This window comes from Microbacterium sp. F01 (genome assembly GCF_056156365.1).
The window spans coordinates 623,214-636,356 of sequence record NZ_CM149592.1 but is presented as its reverse complement, the minus strand read 5'-3'; the positions used below and the strand labels follow the sequence as shown (position 1 = coordinate 636,356).

The following is a 13,143-nucleotide window of genomic DNA, read 5'->3' as shown; positions in this document are numbered from 1 at the left end:
CGGCCCGTCTCCGCGACCGCGAAAGGGTGGCTCTCCGCACGCCGGGCGTGCGCAGATCCACCCTTTCGCGGTTCTAGCGGGCGCGCGTGCGCGGGTCCATGGCCTCGCGGAGCGATTCGCCGAGGAGGGTGAAGCCCAGCGCCGTCACGGTGATGCAGATGCCGGGGAGGATCGCGATCCACGGGTTCACGGCGAGCTCGAGCTGCGCATAGGTGAGCATGCGCCCCCACTCGGCGGTCTGCGGCACGCCGCCGCCGAGGCCGAGGTACGACAGACCTGCGGCCTCGATGACCGCGGTCGCGAGCGTCAGCGTGGCCTGCACGATGACCGGCCCGATCGCGTTCGGCAGCACGTGGCTCATCGTGATGCGGCCGCGGCCGAGGCCGAGGGTCGCCGCCGACAGCACGTAATCGCTGGATCTCTGCTGGAGCATCGACGCGCGCAGCAGGCGGGCGAAGATCGGCACCTGCGCCGCGCCGATCGCGATCATGATCGCCAGCGGCGTCTGCCCCATCAGTGCGGCGATCGACACGGCGAGCAGGAGCGACGGCACCGAGAGCAGGATGTCGACGAACCGCATGACCAAGGTGTCGACCCACCCGCCGAAGGTCGCGGCGAGCAGACCCAGCAGCATGCCGCCGACGAGGCCGACGAGCGTCGAGACGACGCCGATCACCAGCGAGGCCCGCGCGCCCCAGATGAGCTTCGACAGCATGTCGCCGCCGAATCGGTCGAGACCCAGCGGGAACCCGGGGATCTCGCCAGGACCCGGGATGTGACCGGGGGTGATGTACTTCTGCCCCGGCAGCTCCTCAGGACCGTAAGGAGCGAGCCACGGGGCGAAGATCGCGACGAGCACGAAGATCGTGATGATGACGGCGCCGACCCACGCGCTCGGGTTGCGGCGCAGCCGCCGGAACACGTCGCGCCAGAACCCGCCGCCGCGGGTGCGGGCCGCCAGCAGCTCCTTGTCGTCGACGGACGTGTCGTCGACAGGTCCGCCGCTCGGGGCGGGGGGAAGCATCGCGGAAGTCATGAGACCCTCACTCTCGGGTCGATGAAGCTGTACGAGACGTCGACGGCCAGGTTGATGATGGCGTAGATGACCGCGATGAAGAGGATGAACCCCTGCAGCACGGGGTAGTCGCGCGTGAAGATCGCCCGGGCGAGGAAGGATCCGATGCCCGGGTAGGCGAAGACCGACTCGGTGAGGATCGCGCCCGACAGCAGCAGGCCGAACTGCAGACCGATCGTGGTCACGACCGGCAGCAGCGAGTTGCGCATGATGAACCGGCCGCGGATCGTCCCGCGCGAGATGCCCTTCGCCATGCCCGTGCGCACGAAGTCCGAGTTCTGCACCTCGAGCACGGAGGCCCGGGTGATGCGGGTGATGATCGCGAGCGGGATCGTCGCCAGCGCGATGCCGGGCAGGATGAGGTGCAGGAACGCATCCCACGCGGCATCCCACTCCCCGGTGATGATGCCGTCGAGAACGTAGAAGTTCGTGTAGTGCGTGGCGTCGAGCCTCGGATCCTGGCGGCCGTCCGACGGGAGCCAGCCGAGCTGGATCGCGAAGATCCACTTGAGGATGACGCCGAGGAAGAACACCGGGATCGTGATGCCGATGAGGCTGCCGAAGACGGCCAGGTGGTCCGCGGCCTTGCCGTGACGGCGCGCGGCCCAGTAGCCGACGGCGATGCCCACGCCGACCGCCAGGACGATGGCGAACAGGGTGAGCTCGAGGGTAGCCGGGAACCGGCGGAGGAACTCCTCGGTCACGGGGCGCTGCGTCTGGATCGAGACGCCGAAGTTGCCCTGCAGCAGCTGGCCGAGCCAGGTGAAGTACTGGACGATCAGCGGCTCGTTGAAGCCGTACTGCTCGTTGATCTCGGCGACGGCCTCGGGCGTCGCGCGTTCGCCGAGGAGCGCGACGGCGGGTCCTCCCGGGAGTGCGCGCACCCAGAAGAAGAGCAGCAGGGTCAGTCCGAACAGGGTGGGGATGAGCAGCAGGATGCGCCTGCCGACGGTGCGTAGCAGCACGGGGGAACTCTCCGGGTGGGGCGACGGTCGGTCGCGGACAAGCGGACGGAGGTGACGGATGCCGCCCCCGGCGCGCGAGCGTCGGCAGCGGCATCCGTCCTACAGCGTCACTCGCTGAGTTCCACCATGTTGTACACCTCGTCCTGCACCGGGCTCGCCGGGTACGACGTCACGCGCGCGTCGAACGCGAGCGTCGGCACGGGGTGGGCCAGCGGCACACCGGGCAGGAACTCCATGATCTGCTCGTTGATCGCCTGGTAGGCCGACTCCTGCTCCTCCTCGGTCGCGAGGCCGCGGGCGTCGGTCAGCGCCTGGAAGAGCTCCGGGTTGTCGAAGCCCCACTCGTTCGTCGGCAGGCCGAAGAACGTGCCCACGAAGTTGTCGGGATCGTTGTAGTCGCCGGTCCAGCCGAGCAGGTGGATGCCGTGCTCGGTACCGCCCTGGATGAGGTCGAGGTACTCGACCCACTCGTTCGTCACCGGGTTGAGCACGATGCCGACAGCCTCGAGCTGGCTCTGCAGGTTCGTGAAGATCTGCTCGGGGTTGGGCATGTACGGCCGCGAGATGTTCACGGGGTAGTTGAACGTGATCGTCAGCGGGTTCGCCTCGGTGTAGCCGGCCTCGGCCAGGAGCGCCTTGGCGGCCTCCGGGTCGTACGGGTACTCGGTGACGCCCTCGTTCCAGCCGATGACCGCATCGGGCATGAACTGCGACGCCGCGACCGTGCCCTCGGGCAGCACCTGGGTGATGAGCGCGTCCTTGTCGATCGCCTGCGCGATCGCCTGGCGCACCTTCACGTCGCCGAGCCCCGGAGCCGCCTGGTTCATGCCGAGGTACAGCACGTTGAACGGGTCGCGGTTGACGAGGCTGAAGCCCGCGTCCTCGAGCGCCTGCAGGTCGGCGGGCGCGACGAGGTCGTACCCGTCGATGCTGCCCGCCTCGAGGGCCTGGCGGCGCGCGGTGGTGTCGCCGATGACGCGGAAGATGACCTCTTCCACGACGCCCTGCTCGCCCCAGTAGTCCGGGTTGGCCTTCAGCACGACCTGCTCGCCCGGCGACGACGAGTCGAACACGAACGGCCCGGTGCCGGTCGGGTGGCTCTGGCCGTACTCGCTCTGCACCGGCGCCTCTTCGGTGCCGCCGACGTCGTCAGCGCCGTACTCCTCGAGAGCTGCGGGGCTCTGGATCGAGAACGACGGCAGCGAAAGCGCCGGGATGAAGCCGGCGAAGGGCTGCTTCAGCGTGATGGTCGCCTGCGTCTCGCTGTCGGCCGTGCAGCCGCCGTAGATCGACTCGTCGCCGAAGCCGCGCATGATGACGCCCCAGTAGTACGCCATGCTCTGCGAGGCGGCGACACCGGTGAAGGCGTTCTGGCGGTCGAAGTTGAAGCAGACGGCCTCGGCGTTGAAGTCGGTGCCGTCGTGGAACGTGACACCCTCTTCGAGCGTGAACACGTACGTGGTGTCGTCGGGCTGCTCCCAGCTCTTCGCGAGGAGCGGTGCGGGATCGGCGGTGCCGGGAACCGTGCCGACGAGGCCCTCGAACATCTGACGAGCGACGCGGAACGTCTCGCCGTCGCTGGCGAAGGCCGGGTCGAGGCTGGCCGGGTCGCCGGACGCACCGAAGACGAACGTCGTGTCGACGTCGCTCGCCTGTTCGTCCCCGCCGCCGTCGTCGCGCTGGCTCGCGCAGGCGGTGAGGACGATCGCACCGATGGCGACCGTCGCGGCGCCGGTGAGCCAGCGCCTTCTCGCAGTGTGGAACATGTGCTGTGCACCTTCCATGTCGTGTGGGCTCCGCTGCACATCGTCGTGGAGCAGAGGTGCGCGCAGCCCTCAGCGGGGAGTGATGCTCCGACGCTACCCGTGAAGGAGCGCATCGAGGATTACACCTGTGTCTCGATTGTGTTTCGACAAGGACGGATGCCGCGAACCGGGCGAACTGCGTCATACCCACCCCGGCTCGCGAGCAGATGTGTCAGCCCCGGCATGGCCGGCAGGCGGGGACGGCTAACGTGGAGCGCATGGCACGCGCGCGGGAGGAAGCATCCGTCCCCTCCGTCCGCCTCTCGGACGGCACCCTCGCCCGCGTGGTGCGCTCGCCGTTCGGCGGCGGGTGGGAGCTCGACGTCGACGGCACACCGCAGTCGCACGTCGACCTCGACGATCCGACGCACCTGCACTTCGAGTACGTCGCGCGCATGGGGGCGGTGATCGACCGGCTGCGGATGCCCGGGCAGCCGCTCACCGCGATCCACCTGGGCGCCGGCGCGCTCACCATCCCGCGCTACATCGAGCAGACGCGGCCGGGCTCGCGCCAGCAGGTCGTCGAGCTCGAGCCGGCACTGTGGGACCTCGTGCGCGAGAACCTTCCCCTCCCCCGCGGCGCCTCGATCCGGGTGCGCATCGGCGACGCGCGCGAAGCACTCGGCCGCCTGCCCGCGGGGCTCGTGGGCGCGGCCGACCTCGTCGTCTCCGACGTCTATTCCGGGGCGCAGACACCGGCCCACCTCACCACCGTCGAGTTCTTCACCGAGGCCGCGCGGTTCCTCGCTCCCGACGGCGTGCTGCTGGTCAACGTCGCCGACGGCGCGGGCCTCGCGTTCGCCCGCCGCGAGGTCGCGACGGTGCAGGCCGTGCTCGAGCACGTGATCGTCCTCGCCGAGGTGCAGACCCTCAAGGGCCGCCGCTTCGGCAACCTCGTGATCGCCGCATCCCGCGCGCCCCTGCCGACCGAGTGGCTCCCTCGCCTCATGGCCGCCGGGCCGCACCCCGCGAAGGTCGCCGAAGGCCGTGAGCTGGATGAGTTCGTGCGCAGCGCGCGGGTGGCGACGGACGCCGACGCGACGCCTTCGCCGAAGCCCTCGGCATCCGTCTTCACCCGCTGACCGTTCACGGATGCCGCGACCCGGCGTGGCACGACAGCGTCCGGGGAGGCGGCAAGGCACACTGGTTAGGCCACCGGCGCGGCGAAGGGAGTCAGACGTGAGCTACATCAGCGGGTACGACCCCGACACTCTCCGCGAGAAGGTGAACGCGAGCCAGTGCAAGGAGCGGCTGGAGGAGATCGGCGACCAGCGGAGCCTTCCGGCGCTGCTCGAGCGGGTGTGGCTGCTCAAGGTCCTGGATCGCCCCGACGAGGCGCTCGTCATCTCGGAGCAGTCGGTGCGCGTCGCGCGCATGGCCGGCACCCGCAAAGACCTCCTGCGGGCACGCATCCTCCACGCCACCGTGCTGCAGGCGCGCGGCGCGTACGGCGCCGCCGACCAGGAGCTCACCACGTGCGCCGAGGAGGCCGACGGGCAGGGCTGGGCCGGCATCGGCGCCTTCGCGTACCAGCACCGCGGCAAGGTCAACTACGACGCCGGCGACTTCGAGTCGGCCCGCAAGGACTTCAAGCGCGCGCTGTTCCTGCGCCAGGAGTCCGGCGCCACCGAAGACCAGCTCGAGTCGACCCTCCTCGCCATCGACGCCGCCGACCGGCGCCGGGCCGCAGCATCCGTCGCCAGCTGAGGTGGGCGCCGTCAGCCTGAGTGTCGGAGATACGTTCTAGTCTCGCGCACATGTCGGATCTGCATCGCGTGCGGCACTGGGCCGAGGCCCTCATCGCCCTCCACCTCGACGACTCGTGGAGCTTCGCGTTCGACAACGCGAAGCGCCGGGCCGGGCTGTGCGACTACACGCACAAGCGCATCAGCGTGTCGCGCTACCTCGCGGCGCGGTACGACGACGACACCAACCACCAGACGCTGCTGCACGAGGTCGCGCACGCCCTCGCCGGGCCGCGCGCCGGCCACGGCGCGCGCTGGAAGGCCGTCGCGCGCGACCTCGGCTACGTCGGCGGCACCACGCACAACGGCGAGACCGCGACGGAGCTCGCCCCGTGGATCGGCGTCTGCCCCGCGGGTCACGTCGCCTACCGCCACCGCAAGGCGACACGGCCGACCTCGTGCGCGAAGTGCGCCCCGCACTTCGACGAGCGCCACGCCTTCACCTGGACGCGCCGCGAGATCACCCGGGCGACGCGGCTCGCCGCGATGACCCCGCGCGACTGACCCGGGTCAGTACGCGACGAACGTCCCGTCGCGCAGGATCGGGACGACGGATGCCGCATCCACCGCCGCCGCGGTCAGCACCTCGTCGCGGGCGTCGCGGTCGAGAAGCTCCTGCCCCGAGCCGCTGGCGGTCAGAAGGTGGCGCACAGCGCCGCGCAGGCCACGGAACGCCTCGCACGCTGCCGCTGCTTCGGGCGAGGTGTGGTCGACGCCGAGGTCGCCCAGCGCGTCGACGATCGCGCCCGCGCCGAGCTGGTCCTCGACCGCGAACCGCAGCGGCGCCCCCGGCTCGCGCCCGGCGAGCTCACCCGCCGCGATCACCGCGATGCTCGTACGCGCGGCGCGCTCGTGCTGGATGTCGAGCGCGGCCTTGGCGACGGCGGCGGCGTTGCGAAGGCATCCGAGCAGCACCGCGGCGCCGGACTGCGCCGCAGCCTCGGCCACTGCCGCCCCGTTGATCGACACCGCGTGCGCCTCAGCGTCGAGCCCCACGGTCTCGCCCCGGGCGACAGCATCCGTCACCGTCGTGGAGAACCGCAGCACGTCGACCACCACGACGACGTCCGCGGGCGCGAGGCGCCGCACCCCGTCGATCCCCCAGTCGTGGCGGACCTGGTAACGGTGCTGGTCGAACGCGCTCTCGGGCATCCGTCCAGCGTAGGCGGCGGCATCCGCGTTCCCCTCCTCGGTGCCCCGCGTTCACATCACGTGCTCTCACCGAGACCACCCGATCCGCACGTGAACAACGGGTGCGCTCGGTGACAGCACCCGATGTGAACGTACGGCGCAAGCCCGGGTCGGACGCGAGGAGCGGGTGCGACACTGGAGCGCATGCGGATTCTGCTGAAGTTCGTGATCGACTGCGACGCCGATGCCGCGTGGCGGGCGGTGCATTCGCCCCGCGCCGTGGCGGAGCTCTACGGCCCCCTGATGGACCTCGCCCCGCTCGTGCCGAGCGGCCTGCCAACCTCGTGGGCCCCCGGCGACGACGTCCCCGTTCAGCTGTCCGCGTTCGGCGCGGTGCCGATGGGGCGGCAGCTCATCCACGTCAGCGAGCGCTCGGTGGACGAGCCCGGTGGCCGTGTCCGGATCTTCCGCGACAGCGGCATCCCGCTCACCGGTCCGCTCGCCAGCCTCGACGTGTGGGACCACCAGATGGCGGTGTCGCCCGCACCCGGCCAGCCCGGCAAGACGCTCTGGCGCGACCGCCTCGTCATCGGCGGCCCGACGGCGCCCCTCCTCTGGCCGGTGCTGTGGGGCATGTGGCAGTGGCGCGCCGCGCGCGTGAAGGCGCTGGCGCCGACCTGGGCCCACGACCCCGAGCCCCACGACCCCGAGTTCGATAACGAGGAGTGACACGGATGCTGCGGGCCGCAGCATCCGTTCATCCCTGACGCACGCTCCCTCCGCCGCGTCCGGTATCACGCCCGCGCGCCGACCCTCTTCCAGAGCGGGGCAAGTCGCTGCATTGTGGGAGCCGTAGACCCTGGGGGTGTGACATGGCGGACGGAGTCGATTTCGCGGAACCCGCCGACGAACCGCGCACGCACGTGACGCTGCGGCTCATCGCGCAGGATCCGACGGTGAGCGGGGACGACGCGAGGATCCTCACCGCCAACGTGAAGGTGCCGTGGTCGCGCATGGAGGACGGGCCCCGCGGCGCGCGGCTGCATGTGGTCGATTACGACACCGCCACCGGCCGGTACGTCAAGCACGAGCCGCTGGGCAAGGACGACCTCTTCGCGGAGGCCGGCGACGAGGTCCTCCGCACCGACTGGGCCTTCCACGCGCAGCACGTGTACGCCACCGCGGCGCGCACGCTCGCCACGTTCGAGACGGCGCTCGGCCGACGGCTGCCGTGGGGCTTCCGCAGTCATCAGCTGTTCCTCGTGCCGCACGCGTTCGCCGAGGCCAACGCCTACTACTCGATCGAGGATCGCGCGCTGCTGTTCGGCTACGTGCCGCCCGCCGACCCGTCCGGCGACACGATCTACACGTGCCTGAGCCACGACGTGGTGGTGCACGAGACGACGCACGCCGTGCTCGACGGACTGCGCGGGCGCTTCCTCGAGCCGAGCCTGCCCGACCAGGCCGCGTTCCACGAGGGATTCGCCGACATCGTCGCGCTGCTGTCGGTGTTCTCGATGCGCCCCGTCATCGAGCAGGCGCTCGGCAAGCCCGACAAGAGCGGGCGCATCCCCCGAAGCCACGTGGAGCCGGCGGCGCTGCGCAGGAACATGCTCGCCCGCGTCGCCGAGCAGATCGGCAGTGTGCTGACGCAAGGCCGTGGGGCGCTCAGGGAGTCGGCACTGAACCCGCCGCCCGCCGATTGGGCGAAGCGGACCGACTTCCTCGAACCGCACCGCCGCGGCGAGGTGCTGGTGGCGATCGCCTTCGACCTGCTCATCGAGATCTGGGACAAGCGGCTGCAGGCACTGTTCTCCCGGCCGAACGGGGAGGCGACGACCGGCAAGGGGGTCACCGTCGACCGCGCGCGGGCCGCCGAGGAGGGCGCGAAGGCGGCGTCGCAGCTGCTCACGATGCTGATCCGCGGCCTCGACTACCTGCCGCCGGTCGAGTTCGACTTCGGCGACCTGCTCAACGCCGTGCTGCTCGCCGACCACGAGGTCGTGCCCGACGACGACCTCGGCTACCGGAAGCTCCTGGTCGACGGGTTCGCCAGGGCCGGCATCAGACTTCCGTCCGGTCGCGTGACCGACGTGCTCGAGTCCGAGCTGCCGCCCCGCTACCTCGGGATCAACTTCGCGGGGCTCCGCAGCGACCGCGACGAGGTGTCGCGGTTCCTGTGGCAGAACGCCCGCCGCCTCGACGTGTCCACCGACTACTACACCGTGATCGAGTCGGTGCTGCCGACGCAGCGGATCGGTCCCGACGGGCTGATCGTGCCGGAGTCGGTCGCCACATACGTGCAGATGGCCGACATGACGGCCCGCGAATTCACCGATGAGTCGGGGCTCCAGCTCTCCGCGGTGATCGATCCGCAGACGCCCGTGCAGCTGTTCGGCGGCGGCACGCTGATCTTCGATCAGTTCGGCCGGCTCAAGCTGCACATCCACAAGCGCCTCGACGACTGGCGGCGTCAGCAGCTGCGGCTCGACCACCTCGCCCGCACCGGCCGCCTCGACGCGAAGCGGCGCCTCGGCTTCTCGGACGGCGCCGCCCGCGGGCAGACGTTCGCCGAGCTGCACCGCACCGAACAGAGCTCCGGGGAGACATGGTGAGCACTCCGATCCGCGTCCGCGTCCGCATGTACCAGGTCGGCTTCGGTGACTGCTTCCTCGTGTCGGTCGAATACGACGAGCCCCTTCCCGACGGCCGCGCCGAGCGGCACATCCTCATCGATTACGGCACCAGTCACTCGCCGCGCGAAGGCATGGCGCGGGGTCGCATGGGCGACGTCGCCGCTCTCGTCCAGAAGCACACCAAAGGCGAGCTGGACGTGCTCGTCGTCACCCACCGCCACCGCGACCATCTGCGCGGGTTCGAGGTCGACGCCGGGGCGGCGATCATGAAGAAGCTCGCGCCGAAGCTCGTGCTGCGATCGTGGACCGAGGATCCGCGGCTGTCGGCGACCGCGAACGGCCCGGACGGCGCGGGCCTGGATGCCGCCGAGCCGCCCAACGGCCTGAGCCGCGCCTCCGTGCGGTACGCGGCGCTGCTCGCACAGGCCCAGGAGCACGTCGCGAAGCTGACGCAGCTCGTGGGCCTCGACGACGAGGTCAAGGCGGCCGCCGAGGACCAGCTCAAGAACGCCGAAGCGGTGGCCCTCCTCGACGAGCTCTCCGTGGGCGATCGGGGCCGCTACCTGCATGCCGGGGTGGACTCGGGCATCGACGACGTCGTTCCGGGGATGCGCGCGACAGTTCTCGGCCCACCCACGGTCGACCAGGACCCGCGCGTCGCGAAGCAGCGCGAGGACGACCCGGAGTACTGGCTCGCCGCACTCGGCGCGTCGCTGCGCGTGGTCGGCTCGGCCGCCGGCGCGGGCGCCGACGCCCCTGCGCCGATCTCGCACGGACCCGGCCCGGTCCGCTGGCTCATCGACCGCCTCGCGAACCAGCGGTCGCACTCGGCCGCGCGGCTCGTGCGCGACCTCGACGACGCACTCAACAACACCAGCGTCATCCTTCTGCTCGAGGTCGACGGCTTGTCGATGCTGTTCCCGGGCGACGCGCAGATCGAGAACTGGCGGCGCACACTCGAGCAGATGCAGGAGGACCCGCAGCTTCGCGACCGGCTCGCCCGCATCGACCTGTACAAGGTCGGGCACCACGGCAGCCGCAACGCCACGCCCCGCTCGCTGCACGCGCTGTGGAAGCAACGCAAGGCCGACGGGCCACGGCTCGCCGCCATCCTGTCGACCCGCCAGGACGTCCACGGCAAGGGCGACGGCGCGGTCCCCCAGCAGCAGCTCGTCACCGCCCTGCGTGAGGTCGCCGACCTCTACTCGACCGACGACCTCACGGACGGCGAGGAGTGGATCGAACTCGAGGCCGACGCCGCGCGCGGCCCCTTCCGTCAGGTCCCGTTCGTCAAGGACGGATGACGGATGCTGCGGCGCGAAGCCCTGCGCCGCAGCATCCGTCCCGCCCCGGCGGGTCAGTCCGCGAGCGCCTCGACCGGGGCGACCCGCGTCGCCAGCCTGGTCGGCACCACCGCCGCGACGAGCGTGAGCACCGCGGTCGCGACCACGATGACCGCCACCGGGAGCCACGGCACGGCGGGGGCGACGAGGGTCGGCGCCGAGAACGACGGCGGCATCGGCACCGCGCCGAGGAGCGACTGCGCGCCGGCCCATCCGTAGGCGATGCCGAGCACGAGTCCCGTGACGGTCGCGGTGATCGTGATGTGCGCGGCCTCGAGCAGCACCATGCGGCGCACCTGCCCGGTCGAGACGCCGAGCGCGCGCAGCAGCCCCAGCTCGCGGCGGCGCTGCACCACACCGATCGTGAGCAGGTTCACGAGCCCGACCGCGGCGATGACGGCCGACACCGCGACGAGGCCCATCATGATCCCGGCGAAGGTGTCGAGCAGCGTGGTCATCTCCTGCGGGGCCTCGCCCCCGGCGGAGGTGGTGAGCACGGCCTTCACGGTCTCGAGCGCCACCGCGAACATCGTCACGAGCGTCACGCCCATGACGACGCCGATGGCCATGCGGCTCGAGCGCTCGGGGTAGCGCAGCGCGTTCTCGGACGCGAGCCGCGCCGTCGCCGACGCCCCGAAGAGCTTGCCGACGAGCCGCAGCACCGGCGGCATCACGAGCGTCGCGCCGAGCGCGAGCCCGGTGAACGAGAAGATCCCGCCGAAGAAGGCGACGATCACGCCGAGCGGCGACACGAGCCCGATCGCGATGCCTCCCGCGAGCAGCGCACCGCCGATCACGAACAGCGTGATCGCGGCGCCGTTGCGGGCTCTCTTGCGGGTGAACGCATCATGGGATGCCTCGACCGAGCCGCCGAGCGCCTGCAGCGGCGTCACGGTCAGCACGCGGCGGGACCCCGCCCACGCCGCGGCCCAGGTCGTGAGCGCGACCACGACCGCCGGGATCACCAGCACCGGCTGCACGACGGCGTACTCCACCTCGTCGATGCCGAACGCGACCCCGGCAATCGCCACACCCGCCCACGAGGCGAGAGTGCCGCCGACGAGCCCGAGCACGGCGCCGATGACGCCGACGACGAGGCCCTGCCGGGCGACCTCGGAACGCTGCGAGCGCGCCGACGCGCCGATCAGGCGCAGCAGCGCGATGCGGCGCGTCCGGCCCGCGATCACCGTCGCGAACGTGTTCGCGGTGACGATCGCCGCGACGTACACGGCGACGCCGATCAGCAGGACGCTCATGATCGCGAGCACGGCCGCGAGCATGCCGCTCTCGCCGATGAACGGGTCGGCGCGCAGCACCGCGGCGATGAACCCTGTCGCACTCAGCAGGATCGCGCCGAACGCGCTCGAGATCGCGGCGACCAGGATGCTCGCCCCCATGCCGCGCTCTCCGAGCCACGCGAGCGGCGCGGAGGCGCTTCGCGCGACGGATGCTGCGGGCCGAGGCATCCGTCGTCCCGTCTCGGCGATGGCGGTCACGACGTCACCACCGCGGCGTCGGCGCCGAGCTCGGAGGCGAGCATGTAGGCCGAGATCTCCTCCGCGCTCTGGCGCGGCTTGTCGGCGACGATGCGCCCGTCGCCGAGGAACAGGACGCGGTCGGCGTGGGACGCGGCGACCGGGTCGTGCGTGACCATGGCGATCGACTGGCCGTGCTCGCGGGTGGCCGCGGCGAGGAGCGCGAGCACCTCGCGCCCCGAGCGCGAGTCGAGGTTGCCGGTGGGCTCGTCGGCGAACACGAGGTCGGGTGACATCGCGAGCGCGCGGGCGATCGCGACGCGCTGCTGCTGGCCGCCCGACAGCTGGTGCGGCCGATGCTTCAGGCGCGATTCGAGGCCGAGGCGCTCGACGAGGCCGTCGATGCGCACCCGCTCGAGTGTCGTGGGGCGGCGGCCGTCGAGGTCGAACGGCAGCAGGATGTTGCCCAGGGCGTCGAGGGTCGGCACGAGGTTGAACGCCTGGAACACGAACCCGACACGGCGGCGGCGCAGGATCGTGAGCTCGAGGTCGCTGAGCCCCGTGATGTCGGTGTCGCCGATCCACGCGCGCCCGGAGGACGGCGCGTCGAGGCCGGCCATGATGTGCATGAGCGTCGACTTGCCCGAGCCCGACGGGCCCATGATCGCGGTGAACTCGCCGCGGCGGATGCCGACGCTCACGCCGTCGAGAGCATGCACCGTGCTCTCGCCGGTTCCGTAGGTCTTGGTGAGCTGCTGCACCCGGGCGGCCAGGCCCAGGTCGGTCGATGAGAGTTCCATGCCTACGACGGTACGAATGGCCCCCTGTCGGCCGCGTCGGTCCGCAGAGGCATCCCGCTACATCTCAGGGATGATGCTGGCACCCCGTTGCTCCCGTTTGAGTTGGCGCTGGGCTGGTCCGGGCGTGGCGGGGGCGGGGGCGGCGCGGGGGCGAGGGTGCGGACGGCG

Annotated in this window: 12 protein-coding genes; 6 read left to right on the top strand and 6 right to left on the bottom strand. The window is 71.2% G+C overall.

Annotated features, from left to right (window positions below):
- Positions 1-73: 73 nt before the first annotated feature.
- The 3 genes from ACVN90_RS02795 to ACVN90_RS02785 form a co-directional block, all read right to left on the bottom strand.
- Complete coding sequence (locus ACVN90_RS02795; protein ID WP_475100678.1) at positions 74-1,036, bottom strand: ABC transporter permease; 963 nt, start codon at positions 1,034-1,036, stop codon at positions 74-76.
- Positions 1,033-2,037, bottom strand: coding sequence for an ABC transporter permease (locus ACVN90_RS02790; protein ID WP_475102049.1), 1,005 nt, complete (start codon positions 2,035-2,037; stop codon positions 1,033-1,035). Before ACVN90_RS02790 ends, ACVN90_RS02795 begins: the two co-directional genes overlap by 4 nt.
- Positions 2,038-2,147: 110 nt before the next feature.
- Complete coding sequence (locus ACVN90_RS02785) at positions 2,148-3,806, bottom strand: ABC transporter substrate-binding protein (RefSeq protein WP_475100677.1); 1,659 nt, start codon at positions 3,804-3,806, stop codon at positions 2,148-2,150.
- Between the two features lie 257 nt (positions 3,807-4,063).
- Between ACVN90_RS02785 and ACVN90_RS02780 the strand changes: the two genes are divergently transcribed.
- From ACVN90_RS02780 to ACVN90_RS02770, 3 genes are all read left to right on the top strand, one after another.
- Positions 4,064-4,927 (top strand): spermidine synthase, encoded by an 864-nt coding sequence (locus tag ACVN90_RS02780; protein ID WP_475100676.1) that lies wholly within the window; start codon positions 4,064-4,066, stop codon positions 4,925-4,927.
- Positions 4,928-5,024: 97 nt separating this feature from the next.
- Positions 5,025-5,552 carry a hypothetical protein gene (locus ACVN90_RS02775; RefSeq protein WP_475100675.1) on the top strand — a complete coding sequence of 176 codons (528 nt, stop codon included), beginning with the start codon at positions 5,025-5,027 and terminating at the stop codon, positions 5,550-5,552.
- Positions 5,553-5,602: 50 nt separating this feature from the next.
- Positions 5,603-6,094, top strand: coding sequence for a SprT-like domain-containing protein (locus ACVN90_RS02770; protein ID WP_056372354.1), 492 nt, complete (start codon positions 5,603-5,605; stop codon positions 6,092-6,094).
- A 6-nt stretch (positions 6,095-6,100) separates the two neighbouring features.
- Here ACVN90_RS02770 and ACVN90_RS02765 read toward each other — a convergent pair whose 3' ends face one another.
- Positions 6,101-6,742: a 2-phosphosulfolactate phosphatase gene (locus tag ACVN90_RS02765; protein WP_475100674.1), complete on the bottom strand. Its 642-nt coding sequence runs from the start codon at positions 6,740-6,742 to the stop codon at positions 6,101-6,103.
- A 183-nt stretch (positions 6,743-6,925) separates the two neighbouring features.
- Here ACVN90_RS02765 and ACVN90_RS02760 point away from each other — a divergent pair, with 183 nt between their 5' ends.
- The 3 genes from ACVN90_RS02760 to ACVN90_RS02750 all read left to right on the top strand — a co-directional run bounded on the left by ACVN90_RS02760 (position 6,926) and on the right by ACVN90_RS02750 (position 10,661).
- Complete coding sequence (locus ACVN90_RS02760) at positions 6,926-7,450, top strand: hypothetical protein (protein ID WP_475100673.1); 525 nt, start codon at positions 6,926-6,928, stop codon at positions 7,448-7,450.
- A 143-nt stretch (positions 7,451-7,593) separates the two neighbouring features.
- A complete protein-coding gene (locus ACVN90_RS02755) occupies positions 7,594-9,336 on the top strand; it encodes a hypothetical protein (protein ID WP_475100672.1) in 1,743 nt (580 codons plus the stop codon).
- Positions 9,333-10,661: a ComEC/Rec2 family competence protein gene (locus ACVN90_RS02750; RefSeq protein WP_475100671.1), complete on the top strand. Its 1,329-nt coding sequence runs from the start codon at positions 9,333-9,335 to the stop codon at positions 10,659-10,661. Before ACVN90_RS02755 ends, ACVN90_RS02750 begins: the two co-directional genes overlap by 4 nt.
- A gap of 53 nt (positions 10,662-10,714) precedes the next feature.
- Here the strand turns inward: ACVN90_RS02750 and ACVN90_RS02745 are convergent, their stop codons facing one another.
- Entirely contained in the window at positions 10,715-12,166 is a 1,452-nt protein-coding gene (locus tag ACVN90_RS02745; RefSeq protein WP_475102048.1) for an ABC transporter permease, read from the bottom strand.
- Between the two features lie 26 nt (positions 12,167-12,192).
- Entirely contained in the window at positions 12,193-12,975 is a 783-nt protein-coding gene (locus tag ACVN90_RS02740) for an ABC transporter ATP-binding protein (protein ID WP_475100670.1), read from the bottom strand.
- Positions 12,976-13,143 lie beyond the last annotated feature (168 nt).